The organism is Lacunisphaera limnophila (assembly GCF_001746835.1).
In the GTDB taxonomy this organism is placed as follows: Bacteria; Verrucomicrobiota; Verrucomicrobiia; order Opitutales; family Opitutaceae; genus Lacunisphaera; species Lacunisphaera limnophila.
Map to the genome: position 1 here is coordinate 2,860,592 of NZ_CP016094.1, position 22,097 is coordinate 2,882,688.

Below are 22,097 nucleotides of genomic sequence, written 5' to 3' on the forward strand. Positions count from 1 at the left end.
GAGTGGGCAGGGGGACGGAGGACGGGATGGGACGAATGGCGCGAGTATCGTCAGGGCAGCTTGGGGGCGATGAGGGCGGCCAGTTTGTCGACCACCTGCTCGAGGGTGAGGAAGGTCGAGTCGACATCGATGGCGCCGGCGGGGACGACGAGGGGGGAGGTCTTGCGGGAGGAGTCGAGGCGGTCGCGCTCGGCGACGGAATCCTGCCGGCCCTCGGCGGCGCGGCGCTTGGCGCGTTCGGCGGGGTCGGCGTGCAAGAAGAAGCGGAAGTCAGCGTCGGGGAAGATGACGGACCCGATGTCGCGGCCCTCCATCACGAGCCCGCGGAAGCCGTGCTGGCGTGCGACCTCGGTCTGGCCGCGCTGGTAGCCCAGGAGGACCTGGCGCACCTCGGGCACGGCGGCGTAGTGGGAGACGTGGTCGTTGACGCGCTGGTCGCGGATTTCGTCGCCGGCCGCCTGGCCGTCCACGAGCATGCGGGCGGAGCGACCCTCGAGCCGGGTGGAGAATTTCAAGCCGGGCAGGGCGGCGAGGAGGGCGGGGCGGTCCGCGTGGGGCACGCCGCGGCGGAGGAGTTCCGCGGTGATGTGCCGGTAGAAGGAGCCGGTATCCACGTGGAGCAGGTTGAACCGGTCGGCGAGGAGCCGGGAGGTAGAGGATTTGCCGGAGGCGGCGCCGCCGTCGATGGCGACGATGATGAGGGGGGAGGATCCCATGGGTCGATCAATGAGAGCCGGACCGCAGGCTGGCCAGCAAGTCAAAGAATGCCGGGAAGGTCTTGGTGCAGCAGGCCGGATCCTTGATTGTGAGCCAGGGCCGGCCGTCGCCGCGGAGGTCGTGGCAGCCAAGGATGGCGAAACTCATGGCGAAGCGGTGGTCATGGTAGGTCTCGATTTCGACGTCGGGCGTGAGCGGGCGCGGGTGGATCTCAAGGGCGTCCTCGGTCTCGATGACGTGCTGGCCGAGCCGGGTCAGTTCCCGAGCCATGCCGGCCACCCGGTCGGTCTCCTGTTTGCGCGTGTGGGCGATGCCGACGATCTTGGTCGGCCCGTCGAGCAGCGGGGAGATGGCGGCGAGGGAGAGAAAGGTGTCGGAGAAGTCGTTGAAATGGGCGATCACGCCCGAGCGGGCGGGAGCATGGGCCACGTGTTGGCCGGCGGTCCGGATCAGACCGCGGGCGGTGAGGAGCCGGAAGAACTCGATGTCGCCCTGCAGGGCATCCGGGGCCAGGTTGAGCCCGGGGACGTCGAGGCCGCCCTCGGTGACGACGGCGAGGGTGGCGAAGTAGCTGGCGGCGGTGGCGTCGCCCTCAATGGCGTAGTCGGCCGGCTGGGCGGCGAACTGGGCGATCATGCGTTCGGTCATGGTCACGAACGGACGGGAGACGGTTTCGCCCTTGAGCTGCACGTCGAGCGGGGTGCGGGCGTGCGGCGACACCATGAGCAGGGCGGAAAGCAGCTGGCTGCTTTCGGAAGCGTCGAGCTGGACCGGGCCGCCGGGGAGGCCGGCGGTCGCGAGCGTGAACGGAAAGGCCCGGGCGCTGGCCCGGGCGCCCTGGGATTCAAGGGCCTCGAGCAGCGCGCCGATGGGGCGGCGGCGCATGGCCTCGTCGCCGTCGAAGTGGTAGAGCCCGTCGGGGCGCAGGCAGACGAAGGCGGTGAGGAAGCGCGCGGCCGTGCCGGCGTTGCCGACCTCGATGCGGGCCTCGCGCACGGGGATCTCGCCGCCGCGGCCCTCGATGGTGATGGTGAGCGCGGCCTCGTCGGTGGCGACGGTGAAGCCGAGGGCGCGCAGGGCGGCGACCATGATGCGGGTGTCGCGGCTGAAAAGGGCGCCGCGGAGCGTGACGGTCCGGGGGCTCAGGGCCGCCAGGATGAGGGCGCGGTTGGTGATGCTCTTGGAGCCGGGCAGGGGGGCCTGGCCGCGCACGGGCTGCGTGAACGGGATGATCGGGAGCGTGGGAGGGTAGGAAGACATGTCATTTTGTGGGAGCGACCCTGGTCGCGACGGTCGCGTGCAAGCACGCTCCCACAGGTCGGATCACGGAATGGGGCGGAATTGGTCGCGGTAGGCGCGGCCGCGCTCGAGGATGGCCTGGACCTCGAACCAGTCGCGGTTGGCGAGGGCGCGCTCGAGGCCGTGGAGTTCCTCCTGGTAGGCGCGGACGGCGCGCAGGACCTCGTCGCGGTTCTGGGCGAGGATGGTTTTCCAGAGCTTCGGGTCGCTGCCGGCGATGCGGGTGGTGTCGCGGAGGCCGCCGCCGGCGTGGTTGCGCCAGCGGACCTCGCGCTTCGCCAGGCTGGCGCAGAGGGTGGAGGCGAGGACCTGGGGGAGATGGCTGATGTGGGCGACGATCTCGTCGTGGGCATCGGGCTCGACGGTGGCGACGTCGGATTCGAGCGCGGTCCAGAAGGCGGCGACGCGCGCGGCGGCCGCGGGGTCGGTCTCGGGGAGCGGGGTGACAAAAGTGGTGCGGCCCTTGAAGAGGTCGGCGCGGCCGTGTTCCCAGCCGGTTTTTTCGGAGCCGGCCATGGGGTGGGAGCCGACGAAAGCGTGGCGGGGGGCGAGGGCGACGTGGCTGAGGCGGGAGATCTCGCCCTTCACGCTGCCGACATCGGTGACGAGGGCGCCGGGGGGCAGGGCGGGGGCGATCTGCTGGACGAGAGGGACGATCTGGTCGACCGGCGCGCAGATGATGACGAGTTGGGCGGACTGGACGGCGGCGGCGGGGGTGTCGGCCACGCGGTCGCACCAGGCCTGGCCCTGCAGTTGCAGGCGCACCTCCGGGCGGCGGGCCCAGAGCGTGGTGCGTTGGGCGGCGCCATAGTGGCGGGCGGCGCGGGCCACGGAGGCGCCGAGCAGGCCGGGGGCGAGGATGGCGATTTCGTCAAACACGGCGGCTAGCGAAAGCGGCCCGGGCGGGATTGTCCAGCCCGGGTCAGGTTCGGGCCGCGGCTGGGGGGCGGCCGGCGAACGTGGTTTCGGCGCCAGCAGGCTCCTCCCTGAAGACCGGTCCAAGTCGGCGAGCGTGGGATCTTGGCCTATAAATTAGCCCGGCCGCCGAGTTTCACGATGCGGGCGAACTCTACGGGCTTGAGCGGCATCACGGACAACCGGCCCTGACGGACGAGGGCGATGTCCTTGAGCGCCGGCTCGGCCTTGATCGCTGCGAGGGTGACGGGTTTTTTTAGCGGGGCGACGGGGGCGAGTTCGACGGCGACCCAGCCGTCCTCGTCGGCCGTCCGGTCCGGGAAAGCTTCCTTGGTCACGCGGGCAATCCCGACCACGGCCTTGCCCTCGTTGCTGTGATAATAGAGCACTTCGTCCCCGGGACGCATGGCCTTGAGATGGAGGCGGGCGGCGTAGTTGCGCACGCCGGTCCAGTCGGTGCGGCCGTCGCGGACGAAGGTGTCCCACGCGTAGGTGTCGGGTTCGGATTTCACGAGCCAATATTGCGTTGTCATCGGGTGGGGGCGTGTTCGGATTTGGGTATGAGCGAGAGCGATCCCGAGCTAGAAAAAAAAGCCCACCGGGCACAAATGATTCTTTACGGGGTCATGCTATTCTTCCTCGTGCTGCCCTTTGTCTTGCTGTGGCTGAAAAACCGGGGAGTATTTGGCCAGTTTTAAACCCGACGCATGAACAAGACCCTGCTCGTCATCCGGCTCCTCTTTATTTTTCTCTGCATCGCGGCGAGCTGGCTGGTGTGTTATTCGATCAAGGAGTGGGACGACCACCGCGGGCTGGCCATGGTCATCGGCCTGATGATCGGCCTGCTGGTCGTGCTGATCGACGTGATGCTGAAGGGGTTTTCCCTGCGGGGGCTGACGGCGCTGACCTTCGGGCTGGCGATGGGTACCTTGATTTCCTGGATGATCGGCAGCTCGCCGCTGCTGCAGGAAGGCGACCCCCAGGTGATCTACCTGGTGCAGCTCGCGCTGTTTGTGATCTGCACCTACCTGGGCACGGTCATCGCCCTGCGGGGCAAGGATGACTTCAACCTGGTGATCCCGTATGTGCGGTTTGTGCCGCACGAGGTGGACGTGCCGCTGGTGGTGGTGGACACGAGCGCCTTGGTGGATGGGCGCATCGCGAAAGTCTGCGAGACGCGGTTCCTGGCCGCCGGCCTGATCATCCCGAGCTTCGTGCTGACGGAGCTGCAGGGCATCGCCGATTCGCCGGACCCGGTGAAGCAGGCGCGGGGGCGCCGCGGCCTGCAGGTGCTGAATGATCTCCGTGCGCTGAAGCACGTGGATATCCGGATTCACCAGAGCGAAGTTTCACGCCGGCAGGACATTGAGGCCAAGCTGGTGTTTCTCGCCCAGTCGATGCGGGCCAAGCTGCTGACCACGGACACCAATCTCGCCTCGATGGCCCGGTTCCAAGGGGTGGAGTGGCTGAATCTGCATGCCTTGGAGACGGCCTTGCGGCCCGAGTTGGTGATCGGGGAGAGCATCGCGGTCGAGCTGGTCCGGCCCGGCAAGGACGAGGGGCAGGCGCTTGGATTCCTGGGTGACGGCTCGATGGTGGTGGTGAACAACGCGCGGGCCTTCGTGGGCAAGCGCGTGACCGCCGAGATCATCGGCGTGCTGCCGAGCGGCAGCGGGAAGATGGTCTTCGCCACGCTGCTGGGCGAGGACGTGCCGGTTTAAACGGCCGGCGGGGCCGGTGGCGGGCGAGGTCGCCCGCACTCCAGGTATGGGATGGAGCCACGGCGACCCCGCCGTGGAATCATGCGGTCGCTCAATGCAGGGTTTGAAATTTCCCTTGCCGTCCTATCTGTACTAGTGCAACTAGTACGGAGTGCTCCCGTTCTCCATCGAACTCAAACCCGGCCTGCCGATCACGGAGCAGGTCATCTTCGCCGTGAAGAAGGCCGTGGTGGCCGGCCGGCTCAAGCCCGGCACGCCGTTCCCGTCGGTGCGGGCGTTCAGCCAGGAGCTGCGCATCAACCCCAACACCGCGCACAAGATCATCGCCACCCTCGTCGCCGAGGGCGTGCTCGTCACGACTCCCGCGGTAGGCAGCGTAGTAGCGGAGCACGCCGCCGGTGACCGGGCCGCCAAGGCGGCGCTGTTGGACGACGAACTTGAGCGTCTCGTGGTCGAGGCGAAGAACCTGGGTCTGGGCCTCGACGAGGTGCAGGCCGGACTGGCCGCGCACTGGAAGCGGCTGAACAAAAAGTGACTTTCCCATGAATATCATCGAGACCGACCGACTCACCCGGCGCTTCCAGGCGACCGAGGCGGTGCACGAGCTGACGCTCGCCGTGCCCACCGGAAGCGTCTTCGCCCTGCTCGGCGCCAACGGGGCGGGCAAGACGACGACGCTCAAGCTGCTGGTGAACCTGCTCCTGCCCACGGCCGGTTCGGCGCAGGTGCTGGGGGTGGATTCGCGCCGTCTCGGCGAACGCGAGCTGGCTCAGATCGGTTACGTGTCGGAAAATCAGAAACTGCCCGGCGGGATGACGGTGGCGCAGCTGCTCGATTACTGCCGGTCGTTCTACCCGACCTGGGACCGGACGTTGGAGGCGAAGCTGCTGACGCGCTTCGACCTGCCGGCCGACCGCGCATTGAAGCAGCTTTCCCGCGGTATGCTGATGAAGGCGGCCCTGCTCTCGGCGCTGGCCTACCGTCCGCGCCTGCTGGTGCTCGACGAGCCGTTCAGCGGGCTTGACCCGGTGGTGCGCGACGATTTCACGGCCGGGCTGCTGGAGGCGGCGCAACTGGGCGAGACCACGGTGCTTTTGTCTTCCCATGACATTGAGGAGGTTGAGCGCCTGGCCGACCACATCGCGCTGCTCGAGGCCGGTCGCCTCCGCTTCACCGAGACCACCGAGGTGCTGCTCGGCCGGTTCCGCCGCATCGAGGTAGAGCTGGACGGAGCAGCCGAGCCGGGTGACCTGCCGGCGAGCTGGCTGGGCTGGCGCAGCGAGGCCGGCCGGGCCGTGTTCGTGGAGTCGGCCTACCGGCGGGAGACGACTGAGCAGAACTGCCGCCAGCGCTTCCCCTCGGCCACGGTGCAGGCGCACCCGATGACGCTGCGCGAGATCTTCATTTCCTTGGCCCGCCGCGAATCCAACCCCCACGCCTGAAATCATCCGACCATGAACCTCATGCTCCATGTCATCCGCAAGGATCTCGTCCTGTTCCGCTGGACCCTGCTCATCTGGGTGCTCGGCCTCGGTTATCTGTTCCTGCATTCCATCAACCTGGCGGGCCCCCGGGGCGATGTGCGGGATTTCCTGCAGCTGACCGCGATGTTGTTGATGCTCGTCTCGAGCTTCGCGTACATCGCGGGCATCATCCAAGCCGATCACCCGACCGCCCCCGACGTGCACTGGCGGACGCTGCCGTTGTCGGCCCCGCGCCTGCTGGGCGGCAAGCTGATCCAGCTCGGGCTGATCTTCATCCTGGTGCCGGTGCTCGCCCTCTGGCTGCGCCGCCTGGCCGGCGGCACGGCGCTCGCGGAGCAGCTGCAGGAATATGGGCTGCTTGCCCTGATCTTTGCAGTCCTCACCCTGACGGTGGCGGCAGCGGCCGCGTGCACGAAGAACGTGGTGCACTGCCTCGGGTTGTGGCTGGGGCTCGTTTTCCTGGGCGGGACGTTGACAGAGTTTCTCGACCGCTTCGCCCCGGTGCTGAGCCGGCAGGCGCTGGCGCAGCTGGGCATGACCAAGATTATCCTGATCCTGGGATTCAGCCTCGTTGTCGCGGTGGCGGTCCTCCTCAACCAGTACCTGCGACGCCGGGTGGGCCTGTCGCTCGCCCTGCTGGTCCTGGGGGCGGTGGGCTCGACCCTGATCGGCACTTTCTGGGGGTATTTCTACTTCTACTCGTCGCAGTGACCGGCCAGCCAGGCGCGCAGGTCTGACTCGTCGCCGATTTCCCGGTACAGCTGGTAGTCGGCGGCGAGGAGGGCGGCGTAGGAGGGTTCGGCGAAACGGCGGCAGTGGAGCAGGACCTTGGCTTTCTGTCCCGGGGCGCGCACGAGACGGCCGAGGCCCTGGTTCACCTTCTGGAGGCCGGGGATCTGGTAGACGCGGCGGAAGGCGGCGTCGCGGCCGAGGTCGTGCAGGACGTCCATGCGGGCCTTTTGCACGGCGTTGACCTCGGGCAGGGCGGGGCCGACGACCATGGCGTGGGTCACGCGGCCGCCGAGGAGGTCGATGCCCTCGGCGAAGCTGCTGCCGAGAACGAGGAACAGGACGTCGCTGAGGGCGAGGTTTTCCTCGACCCAGGCGGTCTGGGCGGCGAGGTCGGGGAGCTTGGGCTGGAGGGCCACGCGCAGGACGGAGCCGTAGTCGGCGAGGGTTTTCTGAATGGACTCGGCGTAGGCGTAGGAGGGGAAGAAGACGGCGACGCACCTGCACACCCCGGCCTGCGGCCACCCCTCTCCAGAGGCGATTTTTCCAGTAGCGGCCTCGTGGAGGGCGGCGATGGTGGCGGCGGTGGTGGGGTGGTGGCTGGCGCGGTCGCGGTAGGTGGTGCTGACGCGGAGGTCGACGGCGACGTCGTAGGCCCCGGCGCGCCAGGGGGTGGGGGCGACGAGGGTGGTGTAGGGAAGGTGCGCGGGCTCCGCGCGGGCTGAACCTGCGCGGAGGGCCGGTTCCACCTCAACGCCATTAAGGCCACAGGACTCGGCGAATTCGGCGTAGGGGAACAGCGTCGCGGACATCAGGATGGCGCCGCCAAAGGGTTTCAGGGTCGCCCCGATGGCCGCGGCGGCGTCCACGCAGGTGAATTCCAATTGGCCTGGCCGCGCGACCCAGATGAGTTTTTTCAGCGTCGGGTCGGCCATGAAGTTGGCGAGGGCGGCGAAGGACCAGAGCGTCTCGCTGTGGACCGGGCCGAGGGCGGCGTAGTCGAGGGGGTGGGTGGTGGTGAGCTTGACGATGGATTCCACGAGGTCGCGAATCTCGGCCTCGGTGATCGGGTCGAGGGATTCGGCGGGTTGGAGCGAGGCGAGGAGGCGGATCCAGGCCTCGACGGCGAGCACCAGCGGCGCGGGAGCCGAGAGGTGATCGAGCTCGGCGAGCAGGAGATGGGCTTCGGATTCGGTGGCGCGGTGGGAGTAGGCGCCGGCGACCCGGGAGGGGAGGTTGTGCGCCTCGTCGATCACCAGCAGGGTTTCGGCGGGATCGAAGCCGGGCTGGTCGAAAAAGAGGCCGCGGTTGTCGGGGGCGAAGACGTAGTTGAAGTCGCCGATCCAGACATCGTTGAAGGGCAGGGCGGCGCGGGTGATCTCGTAGGGGCAGATCGTCGCGGCGCGGCCAGCGGCCTTGAGGGTGTCGAGGTCACGGGCCTCGCGGTCGTCGAGGTGGAAGCGGGCGAGACCGCTGCCGGGCCAGCGCTCGGCGCAATCGCGGAGATAGTCGCAGCTGTCGCGGACGCAGTGGAAGGTGTGGTTCACGCAGTGCTCGGCCTTGTTTCTTACCTGCCAGACCGCGAGCGGCGTGGCCGCAGGGGACAAGGGGGAAGGGGGCAGGGACAGGTCAGGGGCCGTCATTTGACGGAGGGTGTGCATGACCTGGATCTGGCCGGTGGACTTGCCGGTGAGCCAGATGAGGCGGGCGAAGCGGCCGGCCTTGAGCTGGCCGAGGGCGTACTCGAGGACGCAGCCGGTCTTGCCATAGCCGGTGGGGGCTTCGAACAAGACAACCGAGGACGGCGCCGTTGCCGCCTGCTGGCGGCCCGGTGTTTGACCTTGGTTCTCGCTGCGTGAAACCCAGGCAAACGGACGGAGGGCAGATGACAGATCGGACTGGATCGTTTCCTGGCCGGGGCGGAGGGACGCGAAGGGTGACCGGAATTGCAGCGAGCGGCGGCGGGCGGTGGCGCGGAGCTGCTGGTTCAGGAAATCGCCGAGGATATCGAGTTGGTGGAAGACCAGCGCCTCGTCGAAGGGGGTGAGGGTGATGGTCTGCGCCAAGCCGGAGCCGGCCTCGACGAAGATGAGTTCGGCGCGGGTGGTCTTGGCGCCTTGCGTGCGGCGGAGGACGACGTAGGCGGCGAGTTGGAGAAAGTAGGCCGGGTAATCGGCGCGCAGGGCCGTCTCCTCGGCGGGGAGCGGGCGCATCACGCTTTTGATTTCGCGGAGGGTATCCCCGATCTGCTGGTCGATGCGGCCTTGAAGTTCGTAGGTCCAGCCGCGGTGGAGGAGGCGGCCTTGAATGGGGACCTCGAATTTGACGTCGGGGCGCAAAGCCCCGGCCACCGTGAATTCCTGCTCGGTGCGCTTCTGGAGCTCGTTGTGCCAATGCTGGCCGAGCTGCGCGCGCCAGATGCCCTGCGGCCCGCCGCCGCTGTCTTGCGGGCCGAGGCTGAAGCCCGCGAAGTCGCCCACGCTCAGGGTGACGGTTTTGGTCTCGAGGGAGAAATGCATGACGGGCCCCGCGGATTACGCGGAAGAACGCGGCGAGGGCAACGGTAGGATGGGCCGGGCGCTGATTCGGTGCCGGGCCGCGGCGGGCCGGGAGGGGTTCAGACTACCTTTTGACCGGCTTGAGGAAATGAACCAGGCGGAACGTTTCGCGGAAGCCGGCTGCCTGGTGGGCGGCGATGCCGACGGCGTTGGCCAGCTCGGCGTCGCTGGCCAGTTCCGTGAGGCCCCGGGCGGCGGTCCAGGCCTCGGCGGCGGAGATGAGCCGCCGGCCCCAGCCCTGCCGGCGCAGGTCGGGATCGAGGTACCAGCCCTCGACAAAACCGACCCGGGGGAACGGGCGCCGTCGACGCGTGGGCGCACGGACAGCTCGATGAAGCCCCGAGGCGATCGCTGCGATCGAGCACGAGCACGGCCCGGAGACGGGAGCGGGCGGACTGTTCCTTCATTTCCAGCCGGTGCATGGCGGGGGCGCAGTCCGGCCAGAGCGCGCAACGCAGGCGCAGCCACTCGGGGTGGTCGGGGCGGCGCAGGGGGCGGATTTTGAGGGGCATGGAAGATGGGGTGTCTGGAAGGCTCCGACGGGGTGGCGCCGCTGGATTGGTGATCGTGGCGTGAGCGAGCTCACCGCCCACGGGAAGAGTCTCTCACAGGCGGATTTCGGTTTCGGCGGCGACCCAGGCTTCGAGGCGGCGGGTGAGGGCGGTGACGGTGGGGGCGTCAGCGGTCTGGGCGGCGAGGGGCTGGTTGAGGAGCTGGGCGGCGGTGTTGCGGTCGCCGGCAGGCAGCAGGGGCCACCATTGTTGTTTCACGGGGTAGCCCTCGTCGCGGAGGAGGCAGTAGAGGGTTTTCAACCAGACGATGTCGGGGCGGCCGCCGGCGGCGAGGGCGCCGAGGCTGGAGCGGAGGAGGGCGGCGACGGGCGCGCGGGATTCCTCGGCCACGGGATTGCGGGCGAGGAGGGTGCCGAAGGCGGCGGCGGTCTTGAGGGCCTCGTAGGAGCGGCCGATGCCGTCGTGGCGGAGGATCAGGCGATGTTCCTTGATGAACCAGGTGCGGCCCTGGCTGGAGGATTCGAGCCAGAGCTCGGCCTCGTCAAAGAGGTCCAGCCGGCCTTCGTTCGGCGCCGCCGAAGTGCGGCGCGCGGAGGCCGGCTTGGCGGTTTTCGGCAGGCGCGTGAGGCAGAGGAGGACGCCGTGCTCGGCGGAGAAGGCGGTCAGCTGCTCAAAGTTGTCCGAACCGGAGGGTTGCCGGGCGAGGATGAAGGCGGTGGTCTGGAGCTGCGGGCCGGGCATTTGGGAGGACGGAGGGCAGAAGACAGAGCACGAAGGCAGATCCGCGCGGGGAGGCGGGATCAGCGATTCCGCCCTACAGCGACTGGCCGAGTGCGGCCTTGGCGGCGGCGGGGTTGGACCAGGTGGGAAGTACGGCGCCGCAGGAAATCACGGTCTTCATGCCGTCGCCGACGGACATCTCCAGTTCGATGAGCTCACCCCGGGGCAGAAACAGGAAGAAGCCGTTGACGGGGCTCGGGCAGGTGGGGACGAAGACGGCCCAATGTTCGCCGGCGAGGCGGGAGTGGGGTTCCCCTTGCGCCTGGTTGGTCACGAAGCCGATGGTGTAGGCACCGGCGCGGGGGAACTGCACGAGCACGACCTTGCTGAACTGCATGCGGTCCTTGGCGCCGAAGGTTTCGATGAACTGCTTCACGCTGTTGTAGAAGCCGCCGACGCCGGGGATGTTCTGGATGAAGCGCTCGGTGGCTGCGCCAATGAGGCGACCGAGGAAATGACGCGACACGTAGCCGAGCAGGGTGATCAGGCCGAGGGCGATGATCGTGGTGACCACGTCCCAGAAGATGGGGGACAGGTGTTGCAGGGGCTCCGGGAGGTACGGGAAAAACAGGGGCGTGATCGAGCCGCCGACGAAGCTGATGATCAGCCGGACCGCCCAGATGGTCACGACCAGCGGGGCCACCAGGAGGATGCCGGTGAGGAAGGCGTTGCGGAGGGAAGTGAAGCGGGTCTCGGACATGGACGGCGACAGGCTCACGCAAAGTCGCAAAGACGCAAAGGGAATTCAGAGGAGGCGGAAGGCCGGCACGGCCCCGGCCGACAGCAACAATTTCATGGCCCGGGCCTCGGCGGCGCGCATGCGGCGCTTTTTCGCCGGCTGGAGGTCGTCGTAGCCGGCGAGGTGGAGCCAGCCGTGAACGAGGTAGAGGGTGAGTTCGGTGGCGAAGGCGTTTTGGAGGGATGCGGCTGGTGCGCGGCCGCGGGCGCGCGCCAGGTGCGCCCCTACAAAAGACCAGGCGGTGTCGGCGGAGAGGCAGATTTCGCCGGCGAGTTCCGCGAGGGGGTCGCCCTCAAAGGTGATCACGTCGGTGGCGGTGGGGTCGCCCATGAAGTCGGCGTGGATTTTGGCCAGGGCGGGATCGGTGAGGAAGACGAGAGAGAGTTCGCCGGGGGGCAGGCGGGGGCCGCCTGCGGCAATTTGAGATTTGCGATCTCAGATTTGAGATTCTGCAGGCGGTTGCGGGGGAGGCTGAGGTGGGGCAGGTCGCCGGGGAGGATATTGAATTCGGCGTCGAGCAGCCCGATGACCCGGGCTACGGCGGCGCGGGGGATGCGCAGGCGGGGGTGGCGGTTGCTGATGGAGATCTCGCGCTTCACGCGTGCGGTCCGTTGGGTTCGCCGTTCTTCGCTTGCTCGTAGGCTTCGAGGATTTTTTGGACGAGGGGGTGGCGCACGACGTCGGCGGGGGTGAAGTGGTGGAAGTCGATGCCGGGGATGTTGCGCAGGATGCGCGGGGCCTGGACGAGGCCGGAGACCTTGGCGCGCGGGAGGTCGATTTGGGTGATGTCGCCGGTGACGATCATGCGGGACTCGTCGCCGAGGCGGGTGAGGAACATCATCATCTGCTCGGGCGTGGTGTTCTGGGCCTCGTCGAGGATGATGTAGGCATTGGCGAGGGTGCGGCCACGCATGTAGGCGAGGGGGGCGATCTCGATGACCCCTTTCTCGGAGAGGGCGGTGACGTCGGCGGCGTCGAGCATGTCGTGGAGGGCGTCGTAGAGCGGGCGGAGGTAGGGGAGGATTTTCTCGCGGAGGTCGCCGGGAAGGAAGCCGAGGGTTTCGCCGGCCTCGACGGCGGGGCGGGTGAGGATGATGCGCTGGACCTGGTTTTTGAGCAGGGCGGAGATGGCGGCGGCCATCGCGAGGTAGGTCTTGCCGGTGCCGGCGGGGCCGATGCCGAAGACGACGGGGTTCCGCTGGATGGCCTGGAGGTAGAGTTTCTGGCCGAGGGTTTTGGGGACAATGCTCTTCCGGCGGGTGGCGATGACGACGGGGTCGTTGATGAGGGAGCGCAGGGCGGTGCCGTCGTCGCGGGCGTAGAGGTCGAGCAGCCGGAGGAAGTCGGGTGTGCGGTAGGCGAGGCCCTGGGCGCGGCCGGTGTTGAGGAGGCTGAAGAATTCCTCGGCGCGGGCGACGGTCTCGGCGGGGCCGTCGAGTTTCAGCCAGTCATCGCGGGTGACCAGGCGGACGCCGAGGATTTTTTCCGCGCGGGCGAGATTGTCCTCGGCGGCGCAGTAGAGCTGGCTGGCGTGGCGGGCGCTGGGGTAGGTGAGGGTTTTGGAGACGGGCACGGGGGCAGAGGAAGGAAGAAAGCGGAAGGAAGAAGGAAGAATCCGGCAGGCGGAATTATTTCAAATCCTGGCGGTGAGCTTGTCCGCGGTGTCCTTGAGGCGGTTATACATGGCCTCGAGCGATTGGGGGAGGACGCGGGTCTGGCCGATGACGGGCATGAAGTTGGTGTCGCCGTTCCAGCGGGGGACGATGTGGGCGTGGAGATGGGGGATGCTGCCGCCGGCGGCGGCGCCGAGGTTGAAGCCGATGTTGAAGGCGTTGGGGTTGACGGCGGCCTGCAGGATTTCCTTGGCGAAGATGATGGTGTCCATCAGGTCGGCGCGCTCGGCGGGGGTGAGTTCCGTGAGATCGGTGGCGGCGCGGAAGGGGATGGCGAGGAGATGGCCCGGATTGTAGGGGTAGCGGTTCAGGATCAGGTAGGACAGCGGGCGGCGGTGGATGATGAGAGCCTCGGCGTCGTTGCCCAGGAGCGGGAGGGCGGCGAAGGGATTGGCGCCCTCGGGCAGGCGGGGGGCCTCGATGTATTCCATGCGCCAGTAGGCGTGCAGGTGGTCCATGATTTCGCGGGCAGGGTTGTCCGGTGGAGGGGGGATGTCAAAGCGGGGTTTGGGTGGGAAAGAGCCCGGCGAGGTCGCCGTGGTTCCAGCTGGGTGTAGCGGTGGCTTGCCGTGGGGTGGAGCGGAGGCACAGTGCGGGGATGGATCGCCGACTTGCCTGGTTTGTTGGGTTGTTGCTTCCGGTGCTGCTGTGGTCGGCCGTCGGGCCGCACGACCGGTTCACGTGGTTCCTGGAAGTGGTGCCGGTGTTGATCGGCATGCCGCTGGCCCTCGTGGTGCGGCGGCGGTTTCCGTTGTCGTCGCTGCTGCTGGGGCTGCTGTGGGTGCACAGCGTGATTTTGATCGTCGGCGGGCATTACACTTATGCGCGGGTGCCGTTGGGCGAGTGGGCGATGGAGTGGTTCGGCTGGACGCGGAACAACTACGACAAGCTCGGGCATTTCGCGCAGGGGTTTGTGCCGGCGATTTTGGTGCGGGAGATTCTGGTGCGGTTATCGCCGCTGGGTGGCTGTGCTGTAGCCGGGGTCGCTGACCCCGGCCCGGCCTCAGCGAGGCCGGCTACAGTAAGAAGCGGATGGCTGGGGTTTCTGGTCGTGAGCGTGTGCCTGGCGTTCAGCGCGTTTTATGAGCTGCTGGAGTGGTGGGTCGCGGCGGCGAGCGGGGCGGCGGCAGAGGATTTTCTGGGGACGCAAGGCTACGTGTGGGACACGCAGTCGGACATGGCGTGGGCGCTGGGCGGGGCGATCGTGGCGGTGGGGTTGCTCGGCCGCTTGCATGACCGGTCGATGGCTAACCTGCTCAGGCGGGATCGCTGAGCTGGTACGTCCCTCCCGGCTTGCGTGGGGGCGGGGCTTGCCTTTGCTCGGCGGGAATGACGGACGCGAACCAAGCCGAAGCCAAAACCGAACCCGGTCCGCGGGTGCCGGGAAATTTCCTGGCCGCGCTCGGGTTGGCGGGTGGGTTCATGGCGTTCGTGGCGTGGGACCAGTCGCACTGGTGGGAGCGGAAGGAGGATTATTCGTTTGGGTGGCTGGTACCGTTGTTCACGGCCTACATGGTGTATGACCGGTGGGCGATGATCACGGCGCGGGTGCGGGAGGCGGCGGGGGCGGCCCCGGGGCCGCGGTGGGCGCGGTGGACGTTGAACGTTGCGGCCGGCACGGGCCTGGTGCTGGGCGCGTTGTTCTTTCTGCTCGGGGCGTTTTATCGCGCGGGAGCGGGGACCTCGCAGCCGGGGACGTTTGCGCTGACGCTGGGCATGGTGGGGATCGTGCTGCCGTTGATTTTTTTCAATGCGGGCGGGGGCGATAATCCGGGTCCGGCCCGCGGGGATGCGGGTCCTCCAGCCCGGGGCATCGCGGAGCTGGGGCGGGAGCCGCGGTTCCGGGTGGCGGTCTTGTTTTTATTTCCGGTGCTGGTGTGGCTGATCTCGGCGCCGCTGGTGTCGGCGATCGAGTCCCAGATCAGCCTATTCCTGTTGCGGAAGGTCGTGACGGTGGTGGCGTTCAGTTTCGACCTGTTGGGCTATCCGCTGGAGCAGCAGGGCAACGTGTTGATGCTGCCGAAGGGACCGGTGGGGGTGGCGGATGCGTGCTCGGGGATCCGGTCGCTGACGGCGTGTTTGTTTGCGGGGTCGTTCCTCGGGGCGGCGTTCTTCACGGAGTTTTGGAAGAAGGCGGTGCTGGTCGGGGCCTCGATGGGGTTCGCGTTCCTGATGAATCTCGGGCGCAGTCTTTTCCTCACGGGCTGGGCTTACGCGCATGGGCCCGAGGCCATCAGCGGGACGGTGCACGATGTGGCCGGTTATGCGGTGTTGGGCCTGACCTGTGCGGGGCTGCTGGTGCTGGTGCCGCTGCTCAACCTGCGGGTGGAGCGGGCGGGGGCGGGGACTTGAGGGCAAAATCGGGAAGTTTAATCCCCGTGTGGCGTGGGCGCTGATTTCGCCGCGGGCGTGGCGGGATTCGGCCCGTTCGACTGGCTCAGGGCAGGCGATTCCGCCCTACAGCAAGGCCAGTCCGGCTAAGCAAACGGTAAGGTGGTGGCGGGTGCCGACGGCGGGGGCGAGGTCGGCGCGGACGCCGGCCCTACAGGGCGGGGGCGGCCGGCTTTTTCTGCAGGAGATAGGTCGGCATCGGGGAGGAGTTCTTGATCTCGATGACGCCCATGGGGACGAAGTCGTATTTGCCCTCGAGGAGCTGCTTGGTGACCTCGGAGACCTGGACCTGGCCGGGCTGGCCGTGGGATTCCATGCGGCTGGCGATGTTGACGGTGTCGCCCCAGAGGTCGTAGGCGAATTTCTTGGTGCCGATGATGCCGGCGACGACGGGGCCGCTGTTCATGCCGATGCGGACGGCCCATTCGACCTGGTGGCGGCGGTTGAAGGCGCGGACGGCCTCGAGCAGTTCGAAGGCGGCGGCGGCGCAGGCCTCGGCGTGGTCGGCGCGGATGACGGGAATGCCGCTCACCATCATGTAGGCGTCGCCGATGGTCTTGATCTTCTCGACCTCGAACTGCTCGGCGATGCGGTCGAAGCTGGAGAACAGCTCGTTGAGGAGCTGGACGGTGCGCTGGGGTGACTGCCGGGAGGAAATGCGGGTGAAGCCGACGATGTCGGCGAAGACCACGGTGGAGTCGATGAAGCTGTCGACGATGGTGCGGTGGCCGGCCTTGAGGCGCTCGGCGATGGCCTTGGGCAGGACATTGAGGAGGAGGCGGTCGGACTTGGTGCGCTCGACCTGCAGCTGGGCCAGGAAGGCCTGTTCCTGGTCGCGGAGGCGCTTCTTTTCGAGCGAGGCGGTGATGCGGGCGCGCAGGACGACGGCGTTAAAGGGCTTGGGGACGTAGTCCTCGGCGCCGGCCTCGATGCAGCGGACGGTGCTGTCGACGTCATCGAGGGCGGTGAGCATGATGACGGGGATATGCTTGAGGCGCGGGTCGGCCTTCATGAACTCGAGCGTCTGGAAGCCGTCGAGGTCGGGCATGAGGATATCGAGGAGGACGAGGTCGAAGGCGCGGTCCTTGAGCTTGGCGAGGGCCTCGCGGCCGTTGACGGCCTCGGTGACATCGTAGCCGAGCTTGTCGAGGCGGCGGATGAGCATGTCGCGGTTCATCTCGTCGTCGTCGACGCAGAGGATGCGGGCGGTGGGCAGCGGGGACGTGGAGATGCCGAAATCCTGAGGGGTGACGGTGGGGGCGCCGAGGAGGGGGGAGCCGAGGCTGACGAGGGCGGAGGCGGGATCCTCGGCGAGGGGGGAGGCCGAGCCGGTGCCGTGCTCAGTGAGGTCGGCGGGGTCGGAGTTCTCGGCGAGGGCGAGCAGGTTCTGGGCGGCGCGGAGGATCTTTTCGAGATCCTTGGCGATGCTGACCTGGCCGGCGGTGCGCGCCTTCTCGATGGATTGGGTGGTGAAACTGATGACGCCGGTGAGGGGGGTGCGGAGGTTGTCGCGCAGGGCGGCGAAATCGACCTTGCCGGCCTCGATCTTCCAGCCGGCGAGCGCGTCGTTGATGAGGGCGAGGAGTTCGCCGCCGCCGCTGTGGATGCGCTTGAGCTCGGGGAGGAGGGTGGTGGTGCCGCCCTCCTCGGCGTTCTCCATCAGGAGCTCGCTGTAGCCGATGATCTGGTTGAGGGGCGTGCGGAGGGCGTGACGCAGCTTGGACAGGCCCTCGTGGTCGCGGGTCCGGAGCGCCTTGAGCAGAGGCGTGAGCGTGGCGGGAGGAAGGGGAGCGGCCGCCGGCGTGGGGTCGGGGACGTTCATGCCTTGGGCGGGAACTTTTTCAGCAGCTCCTCGATCTTCATGAGGAGGCGGGGCAGCTCGACGGGTTTGGTGTCGAAATCGTCGCAGCCGGCGCCGAGGGCCTTCTGGCGGTCGCTTTCCATGGCATGCGCGGTGAGTGCGATGATGGGAATGCCGGCGAGGGCGGGGTTGGCCTTGATTTGCTTGGTGGCATCCCAGCCGTCGAGGACGGGGAGGGACATGTCCATGAGGATGAGGTCGGGAACCTCGGCGGCGGCCTTGGCGACGCCCTCGCCGCCATCGACCGCGACGGAGACGGCGTACCCGCGCTTCTCGAGGCGGCGGGTGAGCATGTCGCGGTTCATTTCGTTGTCTTCGACGAGGAGGATCTTGGGCATGGGAGCGAGGGGTGAGAGGGGTGGGTCAGACGAGGGCGGCAATCGCCCGTTGCACGGCGGGGCGGATGACGTTGACGAGGTCATCGCGGCTGAAGCGGCCCTTGAAGAGGATGCCGACGGTGCGCGGGGTGAGGTAGTCGCGCATGTCGGAGGTGAGATCCATGGACGTGACGATCACGACGGGGATTTTGCTCCACACGGGGTTCTTGGTGATGACCTCGAGCAGCTCGAAGCCGTTCATGCCGGCCATCTTCAGGTCGAGCACGATCATGGCGGGGGCGGACTGCTTGAGGATGCGGAGGGCGGCGTTGCCGTTGATGGCGGCTCGGGAGTTCCAGCCCTCGCCGTCGAAGAGGCGGGTGAGGAGGGTGCGGGAGTCGTTGTCGTCTTCGACGAGGAGGATATAGGCGGGCGGGAGCGGGGCGAGCTGCGCGGCGATCTCGGCGGTGAGCTGGTTGGCGTCGACCGGCTTGAAGAGCACGGCGGCGGCGCCGAGGGACATGGCCATCTCGAGGCCGCTGGCGCCGCTGAGGATGATGACGGGGATGTCGGCGAGCTGCGGCTTGTGCTGGAGCTTGGTGAGCACGGTCCAGCCGTCCATGCCGGGCATCATGAGGTCGAGGACGATGAGGTTGGGGAGGATCTGACCGGCGAGGTCGAGGCCCTGCTGGCCGGACGCGGCGGTGAAGACTTCGTAGCCACTCTGGTCGAGGATCTCGGTGATGACGGTGCGGATGTCCTTGTCATCGTCGACGACGAGGATCTTGGGGCGCTTCTGGTCGGGGAAGGGGGAGCGGGTAAGGCGGGGGCTGCCCTGGTTGACGATCTTGGGCTTCTTGGTCTCGACGCGGAGGGGCAGGCGGATGGAGAAGGTGGAGCCGACGCCGGCGGCGCTGGTGACGGTGATGTCGCCATTCATCATCTGGGCGAACTGCTTGGAGATGGCGAGGCCGAGGCCAGTGCCGCCGTACTTGCTGGTGGTGGAGGCGTCAGCCTGGCTGAAGGCTTGGAAGAGGCGGGACAGCTGCTCGGGGGTCATGCCGATGCCGGTGTCGATCACGGCGAAGTCGATGGCGTCCTCGGTGGGGAGGCGGGTGACCTTGAGGGTGATGGTGCCCTTTTCGGTGAACTTGCTGGCGTTGCTCAGGAGGTTGAGGAGCATCTGGCGCAGCTTGGTGGCGTCGGCGAGCATCGAGCCGGTGTCGGGCGGGCAATCAAGGGCGAGGACGTTGCCCTTCTTGGCGATGAGGGGCTGGGCGGTGGCGATGACCTCGTTGATCGTCTTGGCGATGTCGAAGTTCTCGAGGTAGAGCTCCATCTTGCCGGCCTCGATCTTGGAGATGTCGAGCACGTCGTTGATGAGGCCGAGGAGGTGGCGGGCGGCGTTGAGGACCTTGTCGAGATCCTCGGCGGTGCGGGTGTCGCCGTCGTCGACGGCGTCTTCGCGGAGGATTTCGCTGTAGCCGATGATGGCGTTGAGCGGGGTGCGGAGCTCGTGGCTCATCTTGGCGAGGAAGCTGGACTTGGCCTTGCTGGCCTCCTCGGCGTCCTTGACGGCCTTGGCGAGGAGCTTGGTGCGGTCCTCGACGCGGGCCTCGAGGGTGCGGTTGGCCTCCTCGAGCTGTTCCTTGGCGCCCTCGGCGGTGGCGCGGGCCTGCTCGAGCTCGGTGGTCTTGGTCTCGATGGTGCCGAGCATCGCGTTGAAGGACTCGATGAGTTCGCCGATCTCGCCGCTGGCGGTGCTTTCGACGCGCTCGGCGTAGTTGTGGGTGCGGCGGACCGCGGTGGAGACCTGGGCGAGCTCGGTGATGGGCGAGGTGAAGCGGCCGCCGAGGCGGTAGGCGACGGCGATGGCGAGGAAGGAGGCGCCGGCGAAGATGATGAGCGAGCCGCGGAGGAGGTTGGCGAAGCGCTCGTCGTCGGCGATGCTCTTGTCGGCCTTGAGGTAGAGCAGGCCGAGGGGGCGTTCGGTGGAGGCGATCTCGCTCCAGATGACGTAGCGCTGGGTATCGAAGAGCTTGGTCACGCCCTTGGGCGGGGGCGGGATGAATTCCTTGGCGCCTTGGCGGACGTAGCGGGCGAGGAGTTTGCCATCGAGGGTGAAGACGGCGGCGGCGACGGTCTGGGCATCGACGCCGAGGGCGCCCAGCTGCAGGTCGGTGGCCTCGGGGTTTTGCTCGAGGAGCGGGACCAGGTTGGAGACCATGAGGCCGCGGGTGTTCTCAAGCCGGAACTGCACCTCGGAGGTGATTTGCCGGGATTCAAACAGGTACAAGCCCACGAAGGCGAGGGACAGGGTCACCCCGCAAATCATCAAAATGAAGAGCGTTAGCTGCCAGCGGAACGAGAGGCTTTTCACGAGGATAGAGGCAACACGCTCCTAGGCTGTGGATTACGGGGCAAAGTCAACGGGATAGCTCCGGGGAGGGTGGAGTATAGTCCGTATAAGTGAGCTGCAGCTCCTCCTGGGTGGAAAAGAACAGGATCCGGCCCGTGAAGCGGGAGGTTTGGTCAGCGGGAAGGGCGGGGTGGCTGTCCGCAGGGGCTTGGTAGCGGACGGTGACGTCAAGGGTGTGCATTTTCACCCCTAGTACGGGTGAGTAAGGCTCTTGGAGCGAAAGACGGTATTCCGCGACGTGGGGGATGCGTTTGTCGACCAGGAGACGCAGGGTCAGGCGGCCGAGCATTTTGTCGGCCCCGGTGGAGGTCTCGCGAAAGCGGCCGGTCCACTCGGACACGGATTCGTCCTCGCGCACGAGGGTCAGGCTGCCGGGCTCGATATCGTCCTTGGTGAAATTGGCCTTGGTGCCGCCGGAGTCGGCTTGGGGGCGGGAACGGAGGTATTTTTCCGCCTCCTCGGGGGTGGGGGCGCGGCCCTGCCATTGGAGGAGCGTCCAACGGGCCGCCGGGGGGCGGGCGGGGTCGTAGCGTTCGACCATGTGCGTCTCGTTCCGGCGGGTGGTGAGGGTGTAGGCCCAGTCCGCGGGGGCATCGGGTTTGAACTGCGTGAGCGCGGTGCGCAGATAGTCAGGCAGAGGGGCCGCGGCGGCCGGGCTCAACAGGATCAGCAACAGGGCGAGCCAGCCCAAGACCGCGTCAGGGCGGAGTTGGGGGAGCCAGGGAGATGAACCACTCGAATTGACCATGAAAGGTCAGCGTGCCGGTGCGGTCCTTGAGATCAATCAGGATCACGGCCTTGGTGCGGCCGCGGTGGCGGAGGGTGTCGATCAGGCCGGTGAGGGTGGAGGCATCGGGCTGGCCGTAGGCGAGGAGGTCCCCGGTGGCGGGGCGGCGGTAGCCGACCTCGACCCCGCGCATGACGGCGAAGACCGGGCCGAGCGTGGCGCCGAAATGGCGTTGCAGGCACTCGGCACTGGCCGCCTCGGCGAGGGCGAATTGGGCGGCGGCGTGCATGGTGCCGAGGTGGTTTTGCACCAGCGGCGTGAAGGGCATTTCCAGCAGATGGTCCGCCCCGGCGGGTGCGTCGAGGATGCCGAGGGCCCGGTTCAAGGCGAGGTCGGTGGCTTTCAACGAGGGGGACGATTCGTGGAGCGGTGGCGGATGGCAACGGTGGAGTGGGCTAAGATATTCTCCGCCGACGCGTCGTGTAACCGGAGGCAAACATGACCATCGAACGCTACAAAATCCCAGCACTGATCGCAGCGGGCCTGCATGGCGCGCTTTTCTTCGGCATGACCGAAACCGTGGCACGGCCGATCATCGTCAAATCACCGCCGGGGGCTGTCTGGAATCCGCCTCCGGGCCCCGAGGAACCGCCGGCGGTCCCGCCCTCGGATACGGAGGAGAGCGACCCGGGGACCGCCTCGGCGGGAGTGAAACCGCTGCCCCGTGCGCCGGAAGTGGTGCGGCCGCTCACGCGCGACGAGCCGTTCCGGGTCCCGGTGGCGAGCACCCCGGTCGCGATCGACCGCGTGAAGGATCTCGGCGGGCACCGCGGGTTGCCTGAAGGGAACGGGGATGGGCCGGAGGGCTGGAGGGGGAGCATCCCGGATGTGCACAAGCTCGACCGGGTTCCCCGGGCGGTCGTGCAGCGCGCCCCGGCCTATCCGGAGGCGGCGCGGCGCGCCGGAATCAACGGCCGGGTCACGGTCCAGTTTGTGGTGGATCAGGAGGGGAGCGTGGTCAGGGCCGAGGCGGTGGAGTGGACGGATCCGAGCTTTGTGGATGCGGCGGTGCGAGCCGTGCTGGGTTGGCGGTTTCAGCCGGGCACGCAGTTGGGGCGCAAGGTGAGTTTCCGGATGGCGGTGCCGATTGAGTTCAACGCGGCACGGTGAGGGGGCGGCGAGTGATGACGGTGGAACCCGGTGCTGGACAGGGTGGCGGCGGTGCCGAACAGCCCGTCCGGAGGCCGGGTTCCAC

At 67.7% G+C, this 22,097-nt stretch carries 24 protein-coding genes; 7 read left to right on the plus strand and 17 right to left on the minus strand.

The annotated features are described in order from the left end of the window. Positions 1–50: 50 nt before the first annotated feature. From cmk to Verru16B_RS11990, 4 genes are all read right to left on the minus strand, one after another. Entirely contained in the window at positions 51–716 is a 666-nt protein-coding gene (cmk, locus tag Verru16B_RS11975; RefSeq protein ID WP_069962496.1) for a (d)CMP kinase, read from the minus strand. Positions 717–723: 7 nt separating this feature from the next. Beyond that, positions 724–1,977, minus strand: coding sequence for a 3-phosphoshikimate 1-carboxyvinyltransferase (locus tag Verru16B_RS11980; RefSeq protein WP_069962497.1), 1,254 nt, complete (start codon positions 1,975–1,977; stop codon positions 724–726). 63 nt (positions 1,978–2,040) lie between these two features. Further along, positions 2,041–2,895, minus strand: a complete 855-nt coding sequence (locus Verru16B_RS11985) for a prephenate dehydrogenase (protein ID WP_069962498.1) — start codon at positions 2,893–2,895, stop codon at positions 2,041–2,043. 146 nt (positions 2,896–3,041) lie between these two features. Further along, entirely contained in the window at positions 3,042–3,464 is a 423-nt protein-coding gene (locus Verru16B_RS11990; protein WP_069962499.1) for an EVE domain-containing protein, read from the minus strand. A 174-nt stretch (positions 3,465–3,638) separates the two neighbouring features. Here Verru16B_RS11990 and Verru16B_RS11995 point away from each other — a divergent pair, with 174 nt between their 5' ends. The 4 genes from Verru16B_RS11995 (at position 3,639) to Verru16B_RS12010 (ending at position 6,847) form a co-directional block, all read left to right on the plus strand. Beyond that, positions 3,639–4,652: a PIN/TRAM domain-containing protein gene (locus Verru16B_RS11995; RefSeq protein ID WP_069962500.1), complete on the plus strand. Its 1,014-nt coding sequence runs from the start codon at positions 3,639–3,641 to the stop codon at positions 4,650–4,652. 151 nt (positions 4,653–4,803) lie between these two features. Then, complete coding sequence (locus Verru16B_RS12000; RefSeq protein WP_069962501.1) at positions 4,804–5,187, plus strand: GntR family transcriptional regulator; 384 nt, start codon at positions 4,804–4,806, stop codon at positions 5,185–5,187. A gap of 7 nt (positions 5,188–5,194) precedes the next feature. Beyond that, complete coding sequence (locus tag Verru16B_RS12005) at positions 5,195–6,094, plus strand: ABC transporter ATP-binding protein (protein WP_069962502.1); 900 nt, start codon at positions 5,195–5,197, stop codon at positions 6,092–6,094. Between the two features lie 12 nt (positions 6,095–6,106). Next, on the plus strand, positions 6,107–6,847 hold the full coding sequence (locus Verru16B_RS12010) for a hypothetical protein (protein WP_069962503.1): 741 nt from the start codon (positions 6,107–6,109) through the stop codon (positions 6,845–6,847). Here the strand turns inward: Verru16B_RS12010 and Verru16B_RS12015 are convergent. From Verru16B_RS12015 to Verru16B_RS12040, 8 genes are all read right to left on the minus strand, one after another. Continuing rightward, positions 6,832–9,384: an ATP-dependent DNA helicase gene (locus Verru16B_RS12015; protein ID WP_069962504.1), complete on the minus strand. Its 2,553-nt coding sequence runs from the start codon at positions 9,382–9,384 to the stop codon at positions 6,832–6,834. The two genes, Verru16B_RS12010 and Verru16B_RS12015, sit on opposite strands and share 16 nt — an antisense overlap. Before the next feature lie 103 nt (positions 9,385–9,487). After that, a complete protein-coding gene (locus tag Verru16B_RS19285) occupies positions 9,488–9,781 on the minus strand; it encodes a GNAT family N-acetyltransferase (RefSeq protein ID WP_083270521.1) in 294 nt (97 codons plus the stop codon). A 247-nt stretch (positions 9,782–10,028) separates the two neighbouring features. Continuing rightward, positions 10,029–10,676: a hypothetical protein gene (locus Verru16B_RS12020; RefSeq protein WP_069962505.1), complete on the minus strand. Its 648-nt coding sequence runs from the start codon at positions 10,674–10,676 to the stop codon at positions 10,029–10,031. Between the two features lie 73 nt (positions 10,677–10,749). Next, on the minus strand, positions 10,750–11,415 hold the full coding sequence (locus tag Verru16B_RS12025) for a DUF502 domain-containing protein (RefSeq protein ID WP_069962506.1): 666 nt from the start codon (positions 11,413–11,415) through the stop codon (positions 10,750–10,752). Between the two features lie 45 nt (positions 11,416–11,460). Further along, positions 11,461–11,784: an rRNA maturation RNase YbeY gene (gene ybeY, locus Verru16B_RS12030; protein WP_237023409.1), complete on the minus strand. Its 324-nt coding sequence runs from the start codon at positions 11,782–11,784 to the stop codon at positions 11,461–11,463. Next, complete coding sequence (locus tag Verru16B_RS18345; protein ID WP_157772392.1) at positions 11,757–12,053, minus strand: hypothetical protein; 297 nt, start codon at positions 12,051–12,053, stop codon at positions 11,757–11,759. The genes ybeY and Verru16B_RS18345 overlap by 28 nt, the downstream gene beginning before the upstream one ends. Further along, positions 12,050–13,027, minus strand: a complete 978-nt coding sequence (locus Verru16B_RS12035; protein ID WP_069962507.1) for a PhoH family protein — start codon at positions 13,025–13,027, stop codon at positions 12,050–12,052. The genes Verru16B_RS18345 and Verru16B_RS12035 overlap by 4 nt, the downstream gene beginning before the upstream one ends. Before the next feature lie 60 nt (positions 13,028–13,087). Next, positions 13,088–13,585 (minus strand): HIT family protein, encoded by a 498-nt coding sequence (locus tag Verru16B_RS12040; RefSeq protein ID WP_069962508.1) that lies wholly within the window; start codon positions 13,583–13,585, stop codon positions 13,088–13,090. A 140-nt stretch (positions 13,586–13,725) separates the two neighbouring features. Here Verru16B_RS12040 and Verru16B_RS12045 point away from each other — a divergent pair, with 140 nt between their 5' ends. Continuing rightward, on the plus strand, positions 13,726–14,400 hold the full coding sequence (locus Verru16B_RS12045) for a DUF2238 domain-containing protein (protein ID WP_069962509.1): 675 nt from the start codon (positions 13,726–13,728) through the stop codon (positions 14,398–14,400). 56 nt (positions 14,401–14,456) lie between these two features. Next, positions 14,457–15,479, plus strand: coding sequence for an exosortase/archaeosortase family protein (locus Verru16B_RS12050; protein WP_083270315.1), 1,023 nt, complete (start codon positions 14,457–14,459; stop codon positions 15,477–15,479). Positions 15,480–15,669: 190 nt separating this feature from the next. Here the strand turns inward: Verru16B_RS12050 and Verru16B_RS12055 are convergent, their stop codons facing one another. Genes Verru16B_RS12055 through Verru16B_RS12075 form a run of 5 tightly spaced genes read right to left on the minus strand, consistent with a single transcriptional unit; the run spans position 15,670 to position 21,248 of the window. Next, positions 15,670–17,340: an adenylate/guanylate cyclase domain-containing protein gene (locus Verru16B_RS12055; protein ID WP_218918782.1), complete on the minus strand. Its 1,671-nt coding sequence runs from the start codon at positions 17,338–17,340 to the stop codon at positions 15,670–15,672. Next, positions 17,337–17,717 carry a response regulator gene (locus Verru16B_RS12060; protein ID WP_069962510.1) on the minus strand — a complete coding sequence of 127 codons (381 nt, stop codon included), beginning with the start codon at positions 17,715–17,717 and terminating at the stop codon, positions 17,337–17,339. Before Verru16B_RS12060 ends, Verru16B_RS12055 begins: the two co-directional genes overlap by 4 nt. Before the next feature lie 25 nt (positions 17,718–17,742). Continuing rightward, positions 17,743–20,076: a response regulator gene (locus Verru16B_RS12065; protein ID WP_069962511.1), complete on the minus strand. Its 2,334-nt coding sequence runs from the start codon at positions 20,074–20,076 to the stop codon at positions 17,743–17,745. Positions 20,077–20,122: 46 nt separating this feature from the next. After that, entirely contained in the window at positions 20,123–20,806 is a 684-nt protein-coding gene (locus Verru16B_RS12070; RefSeq protein ID WP_069962512.1) for a hypothetical protein, read from the minus strand. A gap of 7 nt (positions 20,807–20,813) precedes the next feature. Continuing rightward, positions 20,814–21,248: a DUF4442 domain-containing protein gene (locus Verru16B_RS12075; protein WP_069962513.1), complete on the minus strand. Its 435-nt coding sequence runs from the start codon at positions 21,246–21,248 to the stop codon at positions 20,814–20,816. 92 nt (positions 21,249–21,340) lie between these two features. Between Verru16B_RS12075 and Verru16B_RS12080 the strand changes: the two genes are divergently transcribed. After that, positions 21,341–22,012 (plus strand): energy transducer TonB, encoded by a 672-nt coding sequence (locus Verru16B_RS12080; protein WP_069962514.1) that lies wholly within the window; start codon positions 21,341–21,343, stop codon positions 22,010–22,012. Positions 22,013–22,097: the final 85 nt, after the last annotated feature.